Here is a 19,335-nt window from a genome sequence, read left to right on the forward strand (position 1 = left end):
CACGCTCGGCCTGTGCATGCTGTTCGGCCGCTTCCTGCCCATGGTCTTCGTGCTGGCGCTGGCCGGCTCGCTCGCGGGGCAGAGACCCGTCCCGGCCACCGCCGGCACCCTGCGCACCGAAAAGCCTCTGTTCACCGGCTTGTTGGTGGGCGTGATCCTCATCGTCACCGGTCTGACGTACTTCCCGGCGCTCGCGCTCGGACCGCTGGCCGAGGGGCTGGCCTCATGACCACCGGCGCAGCGCACTCCGACGCGACGAACCCCGACGCAGCCGAGTCCGGCGCGACGAACCCTCACGCAGCCGAGTCCGACGCAGAGAAGCGGGACGCCATGTCCACTCCCACCCTCGTGCCCCACCAGGACGCGCCGACGGGGCGCAAGGCCCCCGACGGACGTGTCGGCGCGGGCCTGTTCGATCCCGGGCAGCTGCTCAGGTCCCTGCCCGAGGCGATCCGCAAGCTCGACCCCCGGGTGATGGTCAAGTCACCCGTGATGTTCGTCGTCTGGGTCGGTTCGGTGCTGACCACCGCGTTCTCCCTCACCGATCCCGGCGACTGGTTCGGCTGGACGATCAGCGTCTGGCTGTGGCTGACGGTGATCTTCGCCAACCTCGCGGAGGCCGTCGCCGAGGGGCGCGGCAAGGCCCAGGCCGACACCCTGCGCAAGGCCAAGACCGGCACCGTGGCACGCAGGGCCGACGGGAGCGTGGTCGCCGGCACCGAGCTGAGGATCGGCGACCTGGTGGTCTGCGAGGCCGGTGACGTGATCCCGGGCGACGGTGACGTCGTCGAGGGCGTCGCCTCCGTGGACGAGTCGGCGATCACCGGTGAGTCGGCCCCGGTCATCCGGGAGTCCGGCGGGGACCGGTGCGCGGTCACCGGCGGCACGAAGGTCCTCTCCGACCGGATCGTCGTCAGGATCACGACGAAGCCCGGCGAGACCTTCATCGACCGGATGATCAGTCTGGTCGAGGGCGCGGCACGGCAGAAGACGCCCAACGAGATCGCGCTCAACATCCTGCTCGCCTCGCTCACGATCGTGTTCCTGCTCGCGTGCGCCACCCTGCCGCCGCTCGCCGACTACGCGGGCACGCGCCTGACGATGGTCGTGCTGGTCGCCCTGCTGGTCTGCCTGATCCCGACCACCATCGGCGCCCTGCTCTCCGCCATCGGCATCGCGGGCATGGACCGGCTGGTGCAGCGCAACGTGCTCGCGATGTCCGGCCGCGCGGTCGAGGCGGCCGGCGACGTCTCCACGCTGCTGCTCGACAAGACCGGCACCATCACCCTCGGCAACCGCAGGGCCGCCGAGTTCGTCCCGGTGGACGGGGTGAGCGCCGCCGAGGTCGCGGACGCCGCGCAGCTGTCCTCGCTGGCTGACGAGACGCCCGAGGGCCGCTCCGTCGTCGTACTGGCCAAGGAGCGCCACGGGCTGCGCGAGCGGCACCAGGGCGAGCTTGCCGGTGCCGAGTGGGTCGCCTTCACCGCGCAGACCCGGATGTCGGGCGTCGACGTCGACGGGCGCAGCATCCGCAAGGGCGCCACCGGTTCGGTCGTCGCCTGGGTGCGGGCGCGGGGCGGCACCGTCGCCGAGGACGCGGACCGGATCGCCCAGCGCATCTCCGAGGCCGGCGGCACCCCGCTGCTGGTCGCGGTCGAGGACGCGGGCGGCGCACGGGTCCTCGGCGTCATCCACCTCAAGGACGTCGTCAAGGACGGTATGCGCGAGCGGTTCGAGGAACTGCGCCGCATGGGCATCAGGACCGTCATGATCACGGGCGACAACCCGCTGACCGCCAAGGCCATCGCGGACGAGGCGGGTGTCGACGACTTCCTCGCCGAGGCGACGCCCGAGGACAAGATGGCGCTGATCAAGCGGGAGCAGGCCGGCGGCAAGCTGGTCGCGATGACCGGCGACGGCACGAACGACGCCCCGGCCCTGGCACAGGCGGACGTCGGCGTGGCGATGAACACCGGTACGTCGGCCGCCAAGGAGGCCGGCAACATGGTCGACCTCGACTCCGACCCCACCAAGCTCATCGAGATCGTCGAGATCGGCAAGCAACTGCTGATCACCCGGGGCGCGTTGACCACGTTCTCCATCGCCAACGACGTCGCGAAGTACTTCGCGATCATCCCGGCGCTGTTCGCGGCGGTCTACCCGGGCCTGGACAAGCTCAACATCATGGGCCTGACCTCGCCGGACTCCGCGATCCTGTCGGCGGTCGTCTTCAACGCGCTGATCATCGTCGCGCTGGTGCCGCTGTCGCTGAAGGGCGTGCGGTACCGGCCGGTCAGCGCCGACCGGCTGCTGCGGCGCAACCTGACGATCTACGGCCTCGGCGGCCTGATCGCCCCCTTCCTCGGCATCAAGCTGATCGACCTGCTCCTCTCCCTCATCCCCGGAATCGGCTGACCGCAATGAACAACTCGGTATCGAACACCGTCCGGTTGCTCGGGGCGGGCCTGCGGGCCCTCCTGGTGCTGACCCTGGTCACCGGCGTCCTCTACCCCCTGGCCGTCACCGGCGTCGCGCAGGGGCTGTTCCGCGACAAGGCGAACGGCTCCGAGATCACCGCGGACGGACGGGTCGTCGGCTCCTCGCTGATCGGTCAGCAGGGCTACGGCCTGGACTACTTCCAGCCCCGCCCCGCGAACGGACTCGGCGAGAACACGGTCAACACCCAGTACAAGCTGATCCTTTCGGGCGCCACCAACCGCTCGGGTGACAACCCGGAACTCATCAAGTGGGTCAAGGAGGCCAAGGCCAAGGTCGTCAAGGACAACTCCGTGCCCGGCTACCGGGTCGAGCCGTCCCAGGTGCCCGCCGACGCGGTCACCTCCTCCGGCTCCGGGCTCGACCCGGACATCTCCCCGGCCTACGCCGCCCTCCAGGTCCCCCGGGTCGCCCAGCGCAACGGCCTGAGCGTCGCCCAGGTGCGCCGGCTGGTCGACGAGCACACCGAGAAGCGCACCCTGGGCTTCATGGGGGAGCCGCGCGTGAACGTCCTCCGGCTCAACGTCGCGCTGAAGGCCCTGGCCGACCGCGGCTGAGGACGGCGGGACGGGGGCCGACGCACCGGAGTTCGCACGAAGCCGCACGCACCACGCGTGCGGCTTCGCGCCGTCCCCGGGCCGCGCGGTCCCCGCGTCCTGGGCCGGCCGCTCACGGACGCGCTCTGCCGCCGTCCCCGGGCCGCGCGGTCCCCGCCCTCGCCGCGCACCTCACCCGTCACGGCGCCATGCGGCCGGGCGTCAGCATTCCGTCAGCGAGAGGAGGAATCCCGTCAGCATCGCGTCATGAGCGATCCGGGACCCCGGGGGACCGGGCATAGCGTCACTGTCAGCCCGCCCGCTCCACCCCGGGTCGAACCCGCCCGCTCCACGCCTCGTCCAACCCGCCCGCTCCACCCAGCATTCTCATCCTCCTGGAGGCACCCATGGCAGACGTCCTGTCCGACGACGAGCCCGACGACGACCCGGAGCCCGCCGATCGGTCCCCGGCCGGTCCCCTGTACGTTCCGGTCCGGCCGGGACCGGCCGCGTGCGCGGCCCGGCTCTTCCGCACGCCCCTCGGCGGCCGCACGGCCGTCGGATTCACCTCGCCGGGCCGGCTCGCCGCCACCCTCGGCTCCGAGCAGCCCTGGATCCGGCTCTGCGAGAGCGCCCTGCGCGCGCTCGCCGCGCCGCTCGGCGTCACCACCGTCACCGTGGACCCCCAGTTCTGCGCCCCGGCCCCCGCCGCACCACCGCCGTCCGCGCGGTGGTACGGCCCCGGACCCCGTACGGCCGCCCGGGACGACCCGACCGCCGCCGCGCCGCCCGCGGGCGGCACCGCGGCCCCCGCGGGCGCGCCCGCCCTGCGGATCGGCTGAGGGAGCCCCGCCATGACCACCGTTCACGAACCCGGGCTCACCACTCCCGCCGGCGCCCTCTGCGTATGGCCCGCCTCCACCGCCGAACCGCGGCCCGGCGAACTCACCGTCGGCGGCGTCCCGCTCGCCGAGGTCGCCGAGCGGTTCGGCACCCCCGTCTACGTGCTGGACGAGGACGAGGTCCGCGAGCGCTGCCGCACCTACCGGCACGCCTTCCCGGAGGCCGACGTCCTGTACGCCGCCAAGGCCTTCCTGTGCCGCGCGATGATCCGCTGGGTCGACGAGGAGGGCCTCGGCCTCGACGTCTGCTCCGCCGGTGAGCTGGAACTCGCCGTCGCCACCGGCTTCCCGCCGGAGCGGATCGTGCTGCACGGCAACGCCAAGTCCCCGCGCGACCTGGGGAGCGCGCTGCGCCTCGGGGTCGGCCGGATCGTCATCGACAGCCCGTCCGAGATCGCACGGCTGGCGGCGGCCGTCGGCCCGGACGGCCACCAGAAGGTGATGGTCCGGGTCGTGCCCGGCGTCAGCGCGGGCGGCCACGAGAAGATCCGCACCGGCACCGAGGACCAGAAGTTCGGCCTGTCCATCAGGGACGGCCACGCCCAGCACGCGATCGCCCGCATCCTGGACCAGCCGCAACTCCAACTGACCGGCCTGCACTGCCATCTGGGCTCGCAGATCACCACCGTCAAGCCCTACCTGTCCGCCGTGCGCCGCATGGTCGGCCTCATGGCCCGCCTCCACCGGCAGCACGGCGTGGTCCTGCCCGAACTCGACCTCGGCGGCGGCCACGGCATCGCCTACCGCCCCGGCGACGCCGCGCTCGACCTCACCGCCCTGGCCCGCAGGGTCCGCGCCGAACTGCGCGAGGCGTGCGCGGCGGCAGGGCTGCCCGTGCCGCGTCTCCTCGTCGAGCCGGGCCGGGCCATCGCGGGCCCGGCGGGCGTCGCGCTCTACCGCGTCCTCGCGGTCAAGCGGACCGGCGGGCACACCTACGTCGCGGTGGACGGCGGGATGAGCGACAACCCGCGTCCCGCGCTGTACGGGGTGCGCTACGCGCCCCGGCTGGTGGGGCGGCCCGGCAGCGCGGCCCCGGCCCCGGTGACCGTGGTCGGACGGCACTGCGAGGCGGGCGACGTCCTCGCGTCCGGCGCCGTCCTCCCCGACGACATCCGGCCCGGAGACCTGCTCGCCGTCCCGGCCGCGGGCGCCTACCACCTCTCCATGGCCTCCGACTACAACCTGGTCGGCCGGCCCCCGGTGGTCGCCGTCGACGACGGCCGCGCCCGGCTGCTGGTCCGCCGCGAGTCCCTGGAGGACCTCCGCAGCCGCGACGTGGGCCTGTAGCGCTCCCGCACGGCCGACGCGCACCGGTCGCCGCGCAGCTCCGGACGAGACGGCCCCCGGCCTCGTCCGGAGGCGGCGTGCCGTTCCGCCCCCCACCTTGCTCCGGAAGGTCCGTCCCGGAAGGTTCACCCGGGAGGCCCCGGAAGGTTCGTCAGGCGCATCGAATGTTTCGCCCCTCGTTCCGCGTGCTTCGGCCGATCCGCTCGGCGTGCTCCAAGGAGCCCTGCACGGCCGACCGTTGGCGGCGGATTCACCATGCCCAAGGGGTTGCCACCGTTTGGCCGCTGTCTCTAGGGTGCGGCAGCAACGAACGAACCTTTCTGGATCTGTTCCGAAACTTTCGGTCCAGTCGATCCCGCGGACGGTCGAGGACGGGCCGTCCCGTACCCAAGGAGCGCAAGATGGGCGACCCGGGACTGTCCCGCCGCGGCTTCCTCGCGGCCTCCGCCGCGGCCGGTGCGGGCATGACGGCACTGAGCGGCTGCGGCGGCGGCGCGGACGGAGGGTCGTCGGACGGCACGACCACCGTCGAGTGGTGGAACATCTCCACCACCGAGCCCACCAAGGGCGTCTGGGCGGCGCTGGCCGAGAAGTTCGAGGCCCGCAACCCCCAGGTCAAGGTGAAGATCGTCCAGTGGGAGAACGACGCCTACAAGTCGAAGATGACCGCGCTCACCGCCTCCGGGAAACTGCCCGACATCTTCCACACCTGGGGCGGCGGCGTGCTGCGCCAGCAGGTGGACGCCGGGCTCGTCGAGGACCTCACGGACCGCACCGGGGACTTCGCCGAGGGCCTGCTGCCGGTCGCGAAGGAGCCGTACCTGCTCGACGGGAAGGTGTACGGCATCCCGTTCGACATCGGCATGGTCGGCTTCTGGTACAACAAGGCGCTCTTCCGCGACGCAGGCATCGCCGCGCCGCCGGCCACCTGGACCGCCTTCCTGGACGCGGTACGCGCACTGAGGGCCGCCGGGACCACGCCGCTCGCCCTCGCGGGCAAGGAGAAGTGGCCCGGCATGTACTACTGGGCGTACCTCGCCATGCGCACCGCGGGCGCCTCCGCCCTGCAGAAGGCGTACGACGACAGGGACTTCACCGGCGCCGCGTTCGTGCGGGCCGGCCGGCACCTCCGGGAACTCGTCGACCTCCGGCCCTTCCAGAAGGGCTTCCTCGGCGCCGCCTACTCCACCCCGACCGGCCAGGCCGCCACCGTCGGCAACGGCAGGGCCGCGATGGAGCTCATGGGCCAGTGGGCGCCGGTCGTGCAGGCCGACGCGGGCCGCGGCCTCGGAGGCGACCTCGGGTTCTTCCCGTTCCCGGCCGTCGACGGCGGCGAGGGCGCCGTCACGGAGGTGTTCGGCGGCGGTGGCGGGCACGCCCTGCGCAGCGGCGCCCCGCAGGCGGCCGTCGACTTCCTGAAGTTCTTCGCCTCCGAGGCGACCGACCGGGAACTGGTCGGGAAGACCGGCGTCCTGCCGGTCGTGCCCGGCGCCGAGAGCGCCCTCACCGACCCCAACCTCAAGGCCGTACAGGCGCAGTTGAAGAGCGCGACCGGCTTCCAGCTCTACCTCGACCAGGCGTACGCGCCCGCCGTCGGCCAGGAGGTCAACGACAGCGTCGGCGCGCTCATCGCCGGGTCCGGATCCCCGCAGCAGGTCGCCGCGTCCATCACCAGGACGGCGAAGGAAGCGCAGTAACCGCCGATGAACTCCACCTTCCTGCCGGACGAGCGCACCGGCCCCGCCACCGGACCGCCCCCCGCCCCGCCCGCCGGGGCGCGCGGGCGGACCCGGCGCCGCGCCCTGCACTGGCTCACCGCGGTCGGCCTCCAGCTCCCCGCTCTGGTGCTGTTCCTGGTCCTGGTGCTGCTGCCCATGCTGTTCGCCCTGTACGCGGCCTTCTTCCGCTGGGGCGGCTTCGGGATGCCCTCCGACTACACCGGCGGCGACAACTTCACCCGGCTCTTCCAGGACCCCGTCTTCCTCGGGGACCTGTGGCGCTGCCTGGTGCTGGTCGTGCTCTCGCTCGCCGTGCAGCTGCCGTTCGCGCTCGCCATGGCCGTGCTGCTCAACCAGCGGCTGCGCGGCAGGGCCGTCTACCGGATGCTGTTCTTCGCGCCCTACGTGCTCTCCGAGGCCGTCACAGGCGTGCTCTTCGCCATGATCTTCGCGCCCGGCGACGGCCTCGCCGACCAACTCCTGGGCGCCGTGGGGCTGGAGGGCCTGGGCGGGGAGTGGTTCGCCGACCCGTCCACGGTCATGGCGACGCTGTTCCTCGTCATGACGTGGAAGTACTTCGGCTTCCACATGATGCTCTACCTGGCCGGACTCCAGTCCGTTCCCAGGGAGTTGACCGAGGCCGCGCTGATCGACGGCGCCGACGCCCGGCAGCGCTTCCGCCACGTCACGCTGCCGCTGCTCGCACCGACCCTGCGGATCAGCGTGTTCCTGTCCGTGATCGGCTCGATCCAGCTCTTCGACCTGGTCTGGGTCACCACGGCGGGCGGCCCCGACCACCGTTCGGAGACCATGGCCGTGACCCTGTTCCAGTACGGGTTCAAGCGCTACCAGGTCGGCTACGCCAGCGCGGTCAGCGTGGTCATGTTCGGTCTCAGCCTCGTCTTCGCCCTCGCCTACCAGCGGTTCGTGCTCCGCCGCGACCTCGAAGGAGCCACCACGACGATGAGGGGAGGCACCCGGTGACGGCCCGCTCCGGCAGGAGGACCCTGTCCCCGCACCTGATCCTCGCGGTGGTGGGCGCGGTGATGGTGGTGCCGCTGCTGTACGCCGTGCTGTCCGGCTTCAAGGCGACGGACGAACTCTCGCGCAACCCGGTCGGCCTGCCCCGGTCCTGGATGTCCGGCAACTACACGGGCATCCTCGGCTCGGGCGACTTCTGGCGGCTGATCGGCAACAGCACGCTGATCGCGATCGGGACGACCGTCCTCGTGGTGGCGGTCTCGGCGCTCTCCGCCTTCTCCTTCGCGCGGTTCGCCTTCCGCGGCCGGGAGGCGCTGTTCACGCTGTTCACGATGGGGCTGATGTTCCCCTTCGCGGTGGCGGCCCTGCCGCTGTTCCTGCTGCTGCGCTCCCTCGGCCTGCTGGACAACCCGCTCGGGGTGATCCTTCCGCAGGCCGCCTTCGGGCTGCCGATGACCATCATCATCCTGCGCGGCTTCTTCCGCGAGATCCCCGGTGAACTGGAGGAGGCGGCCACCCTCGACGGCTGCGGCCCCCTCGGGTTCTTCTGGCGGGTGCTGCTGCCCATGGCCCGCCCCGCGCTGGGGACCGTCTCGGTCCTCGCCGTCGTCACCAGCTGGAACAACTTCTTCCTGCCGCTGCTCGTGTTCACCGACTCCACGTGGTGGACGATCCCGGTCGGCGTCCAGCAGTTCCAGGGCCAGTACTCGGCGGACTACGCCCGCGTCTTCGCCTATCTGGTGCTGGCCATGGTCCCCGCCCTCGCCTTCTACGCGGTCGCCGAGCGCCAGCTCGTCGGCGGCCTCACCGCCGGGGCCACCAAGGGGTGAGGCGCACGGCCCGTACGGCCGCGCGCGGGCGCCCTCGGCGGCGCAGGGGTCGCCCGGGACGCACGCGGCGCTACGGTGTGTGACCGCCCCCGGACGCACGTCGGGGCCGGCTCGCGGTGTGTCCGCGACCGGCCCCCGGGAGTACGCCGGGCCTCGTGCCGCCCGGTGGCGCAGGGCCGTGCGCCGGTGGGGTCCGCCGGCGCGGGTCAGGCGGTGCGGATCAGGCGGCGGTGGCGACCTTGCCGCCCAGCGGGCGGTGCGGCGCGATGACCCGGCCGTCCGGCAGGAGCTCACCGGTGTCCTCGAAGAGCAGGACGCCGTTGCACAGCAGGCTCCATCCCTGCTCCGGGTGGTGCGCCGCGAGGCGGGCGGACTCCCGGTCGGCGGAGTCGGCTGAGGGGCACGGTGGCTGGTGCTGGCACATGGAGGGGATCTTTCGCTCTGTCGTGAAGTGTGGGATCGCCGGCGTGTCTGTCTCGCGGCGTGAAGCTTCGTTCATGGCCGCCCCCGTGGCGATGAGTGGTCGGAACCAGTGTTGCCCCACGGGCGTCGATCCGCAGGGATTTCGCAGCACCGCTCCTCACAGGTTCAGGACGCACCACCCGCGCGGACGGTTCATCCCAACTCCACGGTCACTTCGGATGGTTCGCGGTGGTCGGATGGGGCTAGGGCCGACTGGTCCACCGGGCGTGAGGACTCGTACGAGCGGGCTGTCGCTCGCGCGAGCGAATCCAGCCGCGTGGCGCCGGGGTGCCGCCGTACCGCGTGGCGCCGGGGCCTGTGCCGCCGTTCCGGGTGTCGCCGCGTCGCGTGCCGCCGTGCCGCCGCCGGCGGGTGCGTCCGGCGGCCGTCCGGCGGCCGTCCGGCGCCGGGCGTGGCGTACCTCGCCGGGCGTGGCGTACCCCGCCGACCCGGAGGCGGACGGCGGGGTACGGGCGCTCGCGCGGTGTGCCGTCAGGCGGGGGAGCCGAGCAGGGGTGGCAGCGGGGGGAGCGGTGCCGGGGTCGCCCGCAGGGTCAGCACCGGCAGCAGATCGGCTACCCGGTGCGCCGCGTGGGAGGCGATGCCGGGCGGCGCGGGCGCCAGCGGGATCAGGATGTCCGCGGCCTCGGGGTGGCCGCCGGCGCCGTCCGCGGTGATGTCGCCGTGCAGCCACAGCGTGAGCATGTAGAGGCCGGGGAACGACAGCAGGCGCGGCTGGCAGGGCTGCGCGAGCGACTCGGCCTGGCGCAGCGCACGCTGCGTGGAGGCGATGTACGGCCCCTCGAAGAAGTGCGAGAAGGCCCAGCCGTCGGGGGTCAGCCGGGTCTCCGCCGCGGCCACCGCCCGCTCCCCGCAGCGGATCAGGAACCGCCAGCCGGCCAGCCGGGCGGCCGACACCCCGGCCGGGGTGATCTCGTCCACCACGTGGACGGGCAGGGGGAGTTCGGCGGTGGCGGGGCCCTGGGCGGCGCGCAGGGAGGGGGTGCGGGCCTCACGGACCGCGGTGGGCGAACCGAGCGCGGTCAGGACGGAACGAAGTGCGGGCGCGGGAGCCGGGGGAACGTGCAGCGGCATGGTGGGTCGCCTCTCATTCGACAGGCACGATGGCGCGAGGGCGTGACGGGGCGGGGGCGGACGGCGCTGTCTGCTCACGGGGGGTCAGAGAGGCGGGGGCCGGGGTCCGGGAGCGCGGAGCACGGGTGGGGCCTGCCGTACGCGTGGGGACGGCAGGTCCTGGGACCGCGGGCGCCACCCCTCTGCCTGATTGCGGAGTTTATACGACAAGTGTTCAGCCGGTGTTTCACCTAGCCGCTTTCCGTGCACCCGGCAAGGGTTCATTCGGCCTGGGATATGCGGGGAAAATCCCGCTTTTTGCCGGAGGGTGCGGCGATGACCTCGCCTTGTGCCGCGGACGCGGTCGGCCCATTCTCGTCGGCGTTTTTCACGAGTCGGCGGGCCGCTCGAAACCGGCACACCGCCGTATGCCCGCCGAATGTGCCGCGGGTCACGTTCGACAGGGTAGCGGGCGACGGGGGCGGGCGGGGACGTTATCGATCGCCCCGGCTGGGCACAATCCAACCTGACCCGGGACACCAGTGGCCGATCTTCGGCCCGCCCATCCGAGGAGGGACGCCGAGATGGGGGAGAAGGTCGTGGCAGGCCGGTTCGACCTGTCCGATCGTCAGCGCTACCGCGTGAAGCTGCGGCAGTGCCTGACGGGTCTGGAGCGACTGCTGGAGGAGAAGCGGTTCGACCGCCCCAAGAACCTTCTGGGGCTGGAGATCGAATTGAATCTCACCGGCTCCGACGGTATGCCCAGAATGTTGAATGCGCAGGTTCTCGAACGCATCGCGAGCCGTGACTTCCAAACAGAACTCGCCATGTTCAATCTGGAAGTCAACATCGCCCCCCATCGGTTGGAGGGACGGGTATTCGACCGGCTCGGCGAGGAACTCCGTACGTCCCTGGCATATGCCGACCGAAAAGCGGGCGAGCTCGACGCGGGAATCGTGATGATCGGTATTCTGCCGACCCTGGACCGCGACGACCTGGTCTCCTCGAACCTGTCGGCCGTCGACCGCTACGCCCTCCTCAACGACCAGATCGTGGCCGCCCGCGGCGAGGACTTCACGCTCGACATCGACGGCGTGGAGCGGCTGACGTGCACCTCGAAGTCGATCGCGCCCGAGGCCGCCTGCACCTCCGTGCAACTGCACCTCCAGGTCACCCCGGGCCGCTTCGCCGACGTGTGGAACGCCGCCCAGGCGGTCGCCGCCGTCCAGGTCGCCGTGGGCGCCAACTCCCCCTTCCTGTTCGGGCGGGAGCTGTGGCGCGAGTCGCGCCCGCCGCTGTTCCAGCAGTCCACCGACACCCGGCCGCCCGAGCTCCAGGCGCAGGGCGTACGGCCGCGCACCTGGTTCGGCGAACGCTGGATCACCTCGGCGTACGACCTGTTCGAGGAGAACCTGCGCTACTACCCGGCCCTGCTGCCGATCTGCGACGACGAGGACCCCCTCGCCGTGCTCGACGCGGGCGGCGTCCCCTCGCTCGCCGAACTCGTCCTGCACAACGGCACCGTGTACCGCTGGAACCGCCCGGTCTACGGCATCGCCGACGGCGTCCCGCACCTCCGTGTGGAGAACCGCGTCCTGCCGGCCGGCCCCACCGTCACCGATGTCGTCGCCAACGCCGCCTTCTACTACGGGCTCGTGCGCGCCCTCGCCGAGGAGCCGCGGCCGGTGTGGACCCGGCTGCCCTTCGAGGCGGCCGCCGCCAACTTCGACGCGGCGTGCCGGGACGGCATCGACGCGCGGCTGACCTGGCCCCGCCGGGGCCGCCACGGCGGTACGGCCGAGGTCGACGCGGTCGGCCTGGTCCGGGACGAGCTGCTGCCGCTGGCCGGGGCCGGGCTGGACGCCTGGGGCGTCGAGCCGGTGGACCGCGACTTCTACCTGGGCGTCATCGAGGAACGCTGCCGGCGGCGCGCGAACGGCGCGTCCTGGCAGGCGGCCACCTTCCACCGGGCCCTGAAGGCGGGCCTGACCCGGGAGGCCGCGCTCGCCGCGACCACCCGCCGCTACCGCGCGCTGATGATCGCCGGGGAGCCCGTGCACAGCTGGCCGGTGGGGCTGCCGGAGCCGGTGCCGGCGGGCTGAGTCCGCACGCCGACCGGCGGGGCGGCTCAGCCGCGCCGGTCGGGCGAGGCGGCCCCCACGATCGCCTTGAGCATCACCGAGTGGATCTGGGCCGGGTCCGTCACCTCGTGCCCCGATCCCCCCGTGGCCTCGGCCAGGCGCGAAGCCTCCTCCAGATCGGCGTCGGGGCCCACGGCGATCATGATCAGCGGGACCGGACGCCTCGGGTCGGCGAGGCGCTTCAGCCGGTCGACGACCTCGGCGCGCGAGACGCTGCCCGGGTCCTCGTTCACCCCGTCGGTCAGCACCACCAGGGCGTTGAACCTGCCCCGGGCGTAGGAGGCGGTGGCCGCCCGGTACGCGGCGAGCGTCGTGTCGTACAGGCCGGTGGCGCCGTCAGACACCGGCCTGAGCGCCTTGAACGCCGCCGTCAGCCGCCCGCGCCGCGTGCCCGCGCCCTCCTCCTGGCCGAGCCGCCCGGTCGGCACGCGGACGCGGTAGTCCTTGTCGCCGTCCAGCCCGGTGGCGAAGTCCCACAGCCCGATCTCGTCCTCCGCCGTGAACGTCGCGAGGGCCTGGAGCAGCGCCGCCCTGGTCACGTCCATGCGGGAGCGCCCGGTGCCGGGCACCGCCTCGGACATCGACGAGGAGGCGTCCACGACCGTGGTGATCCGGGCGCTCTGCACGGTGATCGTCCACACGCCCAGCGTCTCCTGGAGCGCGACCGAGGCGGCCGGGCGGTCCGGCGGCTCCGCGTAGGGCTGCGGTGCGCTGCCGCCGGCCCCGGCGACCAGCGCGTCCGTCCATCCGTCGTCGGAGGTGCGAAAGCCGTACCGCGCCAGCAGCCGCTGCTGCCGGGTGTCGCCGAGATAGCTCATGAACCGGATCGCGGCCCGGCTCTCGTCGGTCGTCAGCCCCTGCCCGTCCAGCAGGGCGTACGGGTAGTCGAGCCGCGGCGAGCCGTCCTTCGGGTAGAAGAGGTCGAGGCCGGACCCGCCCGGCGTGTCGGTGTTGTACCGGTAGGCGGACTGCTCGCTGACGACCAGCGCCTGGTTGCGCCGGGGGTTGCCCAGCTCCGTGTCCGAGGTGTCGCGCGGCAGCGTCTCCAGTACCTCGCCGTCGCTGCCGGAGACCCGCCGGGACAGCGCTTTCATCACGCCCGCCGCCCGGGTCTCACCGCCCTTCGCCGCGCTCGCCGCGGTGCTCACCCGGGTGAGCGCGAGCAGCCCCGTCGCGCTGCGGGCGGGATCGGCCGCACCGAGCCGGACCGCGTCGTCGCCCAGGGCGGCCCCGGCGAGGGACGGCCAGTCGTACGTCTTCGCGGGCCAGCCGAGCGACCTGGCCGCCGCGGGCGTCATCGCCACCCCGACCGGGGAGGAGGCGACATGGCCGACCGTGGACACGTCGGAGGTGCCGTCCGCCGCGAGCCGCTGGACCCACACCGAGGAGTCCGGCACCCACACCTGCGCGCCCGGGGCCCTGCCCGCCATGAGCGCGTCCGCGACCTTGTACGACTCCCGCGAGGCCACCGTCACGGCGACGCACCGCCCGTCGGAGGTCAGGTCCGCCTCCCGGGCCTGCCGCGCGGCGGTCCTGAGCACCGGGGCCAGATCGGGGGAGGCGGCCAGTGTCAGGCGGACGGGGTCGTCCTGGCACGAGGAGCCGAACGAGACCAGCCCGCCACGGACGGCGGCGGCCGTACCGCCCGCGACGGTCAGGACGAGGGCCGTCGCGACGGCCGTCGCACGGCGGCGGGCGCGTCGACGGGGGTCGCTGCCGCCCGCCCCGTCCTGATCGGGCAAGCTGTGACGTCCCATGACGGTGGTGCCCCTCCCGGTCGCTCTGCTGAACCCCGTGCCGGTGTCCGGCCGTACGGCAGGCGAAGGGGCGGTGCGCCCCGTACGGCGCCCGTCCCCCCGACGGCATGTCACGCACGGTCTTCGTATGTGCTTTCGAGACCCTAGCGGGGCGGCCCCGGGGACGAGACGGGATTACCCAACTGGAGGCAGGCGTGCAGGCGGAGGCTGGACCGGTGGCCGATTCCTATCCCGACGAGCGGCCCTCACGGCGGGTCCTGCGCGACGAGACGCTGCTCGTCCTGGCGCTCTCGCTCGGTGCGAGCGGTGTGTCCGCCCTGATCAGCTTTATCGGTTCGGTCACCAAACCGGGCGGCCTCAAGGACCAGGCCGCCACGCTCAACGCCTCGGCCGCCCCGGGGCGGCCCTGGCTCGATCTCGCCTGGCAGCTCTTCGGGATCGCCACCACGCTGGTGCCCGTCCTCCTGGTCGCGCACTTCCTCATGCGCGAGGGGCGGAGCCTGGGCACCCTCGGCTGCGACCGCACCCGGCCCTGGTCCGACCTCGGCCGCGGCGCGCTGGTCGCCGCCGTGATCGGCAGCACCGGCATCGCCTTCTACCTGGCCGCCCGCGGGCTCGGCTTCAACCTGACGGTGGTGCCCGAGTCGCTGCCGGAGGTGTGGTGGAAGTACCCGGTGCTGATCCTGTCCGCCTTCCAGAACGGCCTGCTCGAACAGGTCGTCGTCGTGGGCTTCCTGCTGCGCCGGCTGGACCAGCTGGGCTGGAGCCCCGGCGCCTCGATGGCGGCCAGTGCCCTGCTGCGCGGCTCGTACCACCTCTACCAGGGCATCGGCGGCTTCCTCGGCAACGTCGCGATGGGCGTGGTGTTCGTCTACCTGTACCGGCGCTGGGGCCGGCTGGGCCCGCTGATCGTCGCCCACACCCTGCTCGACATCGGCGCGTTCGTCGGCTACGCGCTGCTCGCCGGAAAGGTGGACTGGCTGCCCACCCCGTGACCCCGGCCGAAGGGGGCGTACGCAACGGCGTGCGCCCCCTTCGGCGTGTCCGCGGAGGGCCGCGCCGCCGGCACTACGCGGTCAGCTCCCCCTCGATCACGGTCACCGCGCGGCCGCCCAGCAGGGTGCGGTCGCCGCGGAGTTCGGTACGCACCCGGCCCGAGCGGCGGGACGCCTGCAGACCGGTGAGCGCGGCCCGGCCGAGGCGCGCGCTCCAGAAGGGCGCGAGGGCGGTGTGGGCGCTGCCGGTGACGGGGTCCTCGTCGATGCCGAGGTTGGGGAAGAAGCAGCGGGAGACGTAGTCGTAGCCGCGGGCGGGGTCCTCGGCCCGGGCGGTGGCGATCAGGCCGCGCGCGGAGTAGGCGCCGAGTGACCTCGGGTCCGGGGCCAGGGAGCGCACGGCTTCCTCGTCGGCCAGCTCGACGAGCAGGTCGCCGACGTACGGGCCGGTGTCGAAGGCGGCGAGCGGCCGCGCCCCGAGCGCCCCGGCGACGCCTTCCGGCAGCTCGACGGCCGTGAGCGGCGCGGTGGGGAAGTCGAGCGTGATCGAGCCGTCCTCGCCGGGGACGGCGGTCAGGACACCGCTGCGGGTGCGGAAGCGGACGGGCCCCTCGTGGGCGCCGGTCGTGTGCAGCACATGGGCGGTGGCCAGTGTGGCGTGCCCGCACATCGCGACCTCGGCGACCGGAGTGAACCAGCGCAGCGCCCAGTCGGCCGTCCCGCCCGGGGGCAGCCGGTGCGCGAACGCCGTCTCCGCGTGGTTGACCTCCATGGCGACGTTCTGGAGCCGGCCGTCGTCCGGGAAGCCGTCGGGGCCGGGGAAGCCGTCGAGCAGGACGACCCCGGCCGGGTTGCCGGCGAAGGGGCGGTCGGTGAAGGCGTCGACGATTCGTATGCGCATGGTCCGACGTTAGGGCGCACGGGGCCGGGACGGCCAAGGCCAATCCGGGTGACCTGGACCGATCGGGGGCGGGCGCCGCTGTCCTGTCTCATCGAAGACAGTCGTTCGTGTGCTGCTGCCCTGCGTGGACTGGATTGGGTGAGACGCATGGACTGGGTTCGTTGAGACAGACTCACGGTCTCGGGGTAGGAACGGGCTGAGCCGAGCAGCCCCGTATCTCGTCAGCCGGCCGTGGTCGGCGGCTCTGCGATGCCGATGAAGTTCCCGGCTTTGGTCTGGATCTGGACTGTCCACCCCAGCGCGGTGAGGTCGTCCGTGAGGGTCTGGGCATCGTGGAATACCTTCACGATGCGGTACTGGCTGCCGTCATCGAGCCGCCGCAGCGCTGCCGGGGTCGGCTGGTTGGTAAGGACTTCCTCGTATGCGGCTGCGGCGGGGCCGTCGTCGATGAAGATCGCTTTGCCGCCCGGCGCGAGTGCGGCCGAGACGGTGTTCCAGAAGTCGGGCAACCGCGTCGGCGGGACATGGGAGAGCCAGAAGGCGAAGAACACAGTGTCGTAGCGCCGTGGCGGCTGCCACTGAAACAGGTCGGCCTCGATGAACTGGACGGTGGAGGATGTGGTGCGCGCCCGAGCGAGGGTAAGTACTTCGGTCGCCGCGTCGACGGCCGTCACCGAACGTGCCCGTGCGGCAAGCCCCGGGGTCCACTGGCCCGTTCCGCAGGCCAGCTCCAGCACATCCCCGGCAATCGGGAGGTCATCGACGACAGCCAGCAATTGCTGAAGGGCCTCGTACTCTGCGTAGGGCCGGTCGTATTCGGGCGCGGCGGCCCTGTAGTAGGCCCTCTGCTCTGCCAGGAGAGCGTCGTCATCCATGCAGGTTCCTCTCATCCGGGCTCGGTCAAAGCCAATCACGCTCAGCTCGTCGTCTTGGTTGCCGCAGACACTGTCGGGACCGCCTTCTCCGGGCAGGGGCAGCTGCGACCTCTCTGGGACATCGGCAACCGGGCGCCCGATGGCGGGCAGGCAGCGAACGTTGCGCGACTGTGGGTGGAGGGTGCACCCGGCCTGGCACCGGGAGAAAACGCGACGGTCCGTTTGGCACCACTCAGAAGCTGTTGTCTTTTCGATCTTGAGCGGTGACAGTCGAACGCGGGTTCCCGGTCGGGTGATCCTGCCGTGGCGAGGGCATGAGGAAGGGGCCTCCTGAACAGCTCGTGGGTGTCGAATCCATAGAGCAACAGGAGGCCCCTGTGCTGCAGTCTTCCGTGTCGATGGCCGGGCAGTCCAACTCGGCCGCTCCATCGTGTGATTGCCTCGCGCACGTGTACGGCAACGCGGCTGACCGGCCCGGGCGGCAGCGCCGGTACCCGACGGACATGACGGACGGGGAGTGGGCCGAGGTTTGGCCGCTGCTGCCGGTGCCGGGCTGGATGCGCGGGCGGGGCGGCCGGCCGGAAGGGTATTGCCACCGCGTGCTGCTGGACGCGGTCCGGTATCTCGTGGACAACGGGATCAAGTGGCGGGCGATGCCGGCCGACTTCCCGCCGTGGGACCGGGTGTATGCGTTTTTCCGCCGCTGGCGCGACCACGCCCTGGTCAGGGAGTTCCATGACCGGCTGCGCGCCCGGGTCCGCGAGCGGCTGGGCCGGGACGCGGAGCCGACGGCCGGGGTGATCGACTCGCAGTCCGTCAAGGCGGACGCCGTCGTCGGCTCCGACAGCCGTGGCTTCGACGGCGGCAAACTCGTCAACGGGCGCAAGCGGCATGTCGTGGTCGACACCCTCGGCCTGCTGCTCGGCGTGATGGTCACTGCCGCGGACACCGGCGACCGCGCCGCCGCCCAGGTCCTGCTGCACCAAGTCGCCGACGCCCACCACCAGTTGGAGCTGGTCTGGGCCGACGGCGGCTACACCGGCCCCCTCGTCGAGCACTGCCTGGCCGCGCTCGCCCTGGTCCTGGCGATCGTCAAACGCAGCGACGACATGCGCGGCTTCGTGGTCCTGCCCAAGCGGTGGATCGTCGAGCGACTCTTCGCCCACCTGATGCGAAGCCGCCGCCTGGCGCGCGACTTCGAACGCCGCACCACCAGCGCCGAGGCGATGATCTACTGGTCGATGACCCTGCTCATGACCCGCCGCCTGGCCCGGACACGCCGCGGGCAGGCGTGAACCGGCCCGGCGCCGGCTCGGCCAGCCAGCCCCTCGCGACCAGGCGTTTCGCCTTCGACCGCAGCGCCTCCACTCGCGCCGGAACCACGTCCATGCCGAACAAAGCGGCCATCTCCTGGCAGGTCAGCGGCCCCTGCCCGAGCCGGGCCCGGTCCGCGAGCGCGGTGAGGATGCGCTGGTAGTCCACCGACAACGCCGACCACGCAAGCCCGTCACGCCACATGGGCACCTGCGACTTCGTCTTCGCCGCTTCCGGCGTCGGCGATGCCTTCTCGACCTGCCCGTCGGCGGTCGGCGATGTCCGGTCGGCCTGGTCGTGGCCACGCCCGGTCTCGTCCACCGGGGCAAGCACCTCGCCCACCCGCGAGCGAGCGATGACCCATTCCTTCCAGTCCCGCTCGGCCACCGCCAGTTCAGCCTGGATGCGGTCGGCCTCCTCCCGCAGCTCGTCCACCCGACGGCGAGCGACGAGCTCGCGCTGTTCCAGCAGCCCCACGACCGACGGCATCCATGACCTCCACAGCAGCAGCGACACGACAGACCACCACTCCCACAGGATCGCCGACCCTATGCCCGACCAGCGAAAACGCTGCCCTCAAGCCCGGAAAGACAACAGCTTCTCAGCCGATGTGGTCCCTGGTCAGCGGATCGGCTGTCGTTGGCGATATGCCTTCTGACGGCAACGGTGCGAACAGGTTCGGCGTTGAGCCCGACCGCGACCTGTTGGCAGTGGTCCTGCGCAGACCGTGCAGGACGGTGTCATCTGGGCCGGGGCGAGGGCGTCAGCCCTCGCCCCGGCCGTGTGGAATGAAGCTGCGGGTTCGGGAGGCGGGGGCGAAGTTGGTGGCGGTTGGATGCGCCACCGGTAAGCCTGCTGGCGACAGCGGTGCGAGCATGTCCGCCGCTGTGTGTCGGCGGTCTCTGAACCTGAACCCCTTTGGGGTCGGTGAGTTTTGACCCCCGTGTCCAGTTGTTCAACCGGTTGCCGCGCCCGGTGTGCGGCCGATGTCTCGGTCTTTGAGCCGGTAGGAGTCTCCCTTCAAGGAGAGCACATCGGCGTGGTGGACGAGGCGGTCGATCATGGC

The 19,335-nt window shown here is 72.3% G+C and carries 18 protein-coding genes; 11 read left to right on the forward strand and 7 right to left on the reverse strand.

All coding sequences use genetic code 11. The features are described from left to right. The 8 genes from SZN_RS26240 to SZN_RS26275 all read left to right on the forward strand — a co-directional run. On the forward strand, positions 1-229 hold a 229-nt coding region (locus tag SZN_RS26240; protein ID WP_007500643.1), incomplete at its 5' end, for a potassium-transporting ATPase subunit KdpA. Between the two features lie 101 nt (positions 230-330). Further along, positions 331-2,415: a potassium-transporting ATPase subunit KdpB gene (gene kdpB / locus SZN_RS26245; protein WP_043733185.1), complete on the forward strand. Its 2,085-nt coding sequence runs from the start codon at positions 331-333 to the stop codon at positions 2,413-2,415. A 5-nt stretch (positions 2,416-2,420) separates the two neighbouring features. After that, entirely contained in the window at positions 2,421-3,053 is a 633-nt protein-coding gene (locus SZN_RS26250; protein WP_007500647.1) for a potassium-transporting ATPase subunit C, read from the forward strand. A 386-nt stretch (positions 3,054-3,439) separates the two neighbouring features. Continuing rightward, positions 3,440-3,874, forward strand: coding sequence for an SAV_915 family protein (locus tag SZN_RS26255; protein ID WP_007500649.1), 435 nt, complete (start codon positions 3,440-3,442; stop codon positions 3,872-3,874). 12 nt (positions 3,875-3,886) lie between these two features. Continuing rightward, a complete protein-coding gene (lysA, locus tag SZN_RS26260; RefSeq protein ID WP_007500651.1) occupies positions 3,887-5,221 on the forward strand; it encodes a diaminopimelate decarboxylase in 1,335 nt (444 codons plus the stop codon). 401 nt (positions 5,222-5,622) lie between these two features. Beyond that, positions 5,623-6,918 carry an extracellular solute-binding protein gene (locus SZN_RS26265; protein ID WP_007500654.1) on the forward strand — a complete coding sequence of 432 codons (1,296 nt, stop codon included), beginning with the start codon at positions 5,623-5,625 and terminating at the stop codon, positions 6,916-6,918. 6 nt (positions 6,919-6,924) lie between these two features. Further along, entirely contained in the window at positions 6,925-7,923 is a 999-nt protein-coding gene (locus tag SZN_RS26270; RefSeq protein WP_007500656.1) for a carbohydrate ABC transporter permease, read from the forward strand. Further along, entirely contained in the window at positions 7,920-8,750 is an 831-nt protein-coding gene (locus tag SZN_RS26275; protein ID WP_007500659.1) for a carbohydrate ABC transporter permease, read from the forward strand. The genes SZN_RS26270 and SZN_RS26275 overlap by 4 nt, the downstream gene beginning before the upstream one ends. Positions 8,751-8,970: 220 nt before the next feature. Here SZN_RS26275 and SZN_RS26280 read toward each other — a convergent pair whose 3' ends face one another. Next, positions 8,971-9,174, reverse strand: a complete 204-nt coding sequence (locus SZN_RS26280; protein WP_007500661.1) for a DUF5999 family protein — start codon at positions 9,172-9,174, stop codon at positions 8,971-8,973. A 530-nt stretch (positions 9,175-9,704) separates the two neighbouring features. Then, complete coding sequence (locus tag SZN_RS26285) at positions 9,705-10,307, reverse strand: hypothetical protein (protein ID WP_007500663.1); 603 nt, start codon at positions 10,305-10,307, stop codon at positions 9,705-9,707. A 563-nt stretch (positions 10,308-10,870) separates the two neighbouring features. On the opposite strand from SZN_RS26285, the gene SZN_RS26290 reads away from it, so the two are divergent. After that, on the forward strand, positions 10,871-12,388 hold the full coding sequence (locus SZN_RS26290; protein ID WP_007500665.1) for a glutamate-cysteine ligase family protein: 1,518 nt from the start codon (positions 10,871-10,873) through the stop codon (positions 12,386-12,388). A 26-nt stretch (positions 12,389-12,414) separates the two neighbouring features. Here SZN_RS26290 and SZN_RS26295 read toward each other — a convergent pair whose 3' ends face one another. Continuing rightward, positions 12,415-14,184 (reverse strand): substrate-binding and VWA domain-containing protein, encoded by a 1,770-nt coding sequence (locus SZN_RS26295; protein ID WP_078508957.1) that lies wholly within the window; start codon positions 14,182-14,184, stop codon positions 12,415-12,417. Between the two features lie 194 nt (positions 14,185-14,378). Here SZN_RS26295 and SZN_RS26300 point away from each other — a divergent pair, with 194 nt between their 5' ends. Then, a complete protein-coding gene (locus SZN_RS26300) occupies positions 14,379-15,179 on the forward strand; it encodes a CPBP family intramembrane glutamic endopeptidase (RefSeq protein WP_043733183.1) in 801 nt (266 codons plus the stop codon). Between the two features lie 73 nt (positions 15,180-15,252). On the opposite strand, the gene SZN_RS26305 is transcribed toward SZN_RS26300, so the two are convergent. Further along, on the reverse strand, positions 15,253-16,080 hold the full coding sequence (locus tag SZN_RS26305; protein WP_007500670.1) for a PhzF family phenazine biosynthesis protein: 828 nt from the start codon (positions 16,078-16,080) through the stop codon (positions 15,253-15,255). Between the two features lie 221 nt (positions 16,081-16,301). Beyond that, on the reverse strand, positions 16,302-16,955 hold the full coding sequence (locus SZN_RS26310) for a class I SAM-dependent methyltransferase (RefSeq protein WP_007500671.1): 654 nt from the start codon (positions 16,953-16,955) through the stop codon (positions 16,302-16,304). A gap of 503 nt (positions 16,956-17,458) precedes the next feature. On the opposite strand from SZN_RS26310, the gene SZN_RS26315 reads away from it, so the two are divergent. Further along, a complete protein-coding gene (locus tag SZN_RS26315; RefSeq protein ID WP_043733191.1) occupies positions 17,459-18,250 on the forward strand; it encodes an IS5 family transposase in 792 nt (263 codons plus the stop codon). Here SZN_RS26315 and SZN_RS26320 read toward each other — a convergent pair. Both SZN_RS26320 and SZN_RS40115 read right to left on the reverse strand, forming a co-directional pair. After that, on the reverse strand, positions 18,207-18,758 hold the full coding sequence (locus tag SZN_RS26320; protein ID WP_007500673.1) for a hypothetical protein: 552 nt from the start codon (positions 18,756-18,758) through the stop codon (positions 18,207-18,209). The genes SZN_RS26315 and SZN_RS26320 overlap by 44 nt on opposite strands. Before the next feature lie 466 nt (positions 18,759-19,224). After that, a complete protein-coding gene (locus tag SZN_RS40115) occupies positions 19,225-19,332 on the reverse strand; it encodes an ATP-binding protein (protein ID WP_425274475.1) in 108 nt (35 codons plus the stop codon). Positions 19,333-19,335 lie beyond the last annotated feature (3 nt).

This window comes from Streptomyces zinciresistens K42 (assembly GCF_000225525.1).
Taxonomy (GTDB): domain Bacteria; phylum Actinomycetota; class Actinomycetes; order Streptomycetales; family Streptomycetaceae; genus Streptomyces; species Streptomyces zinciresistens.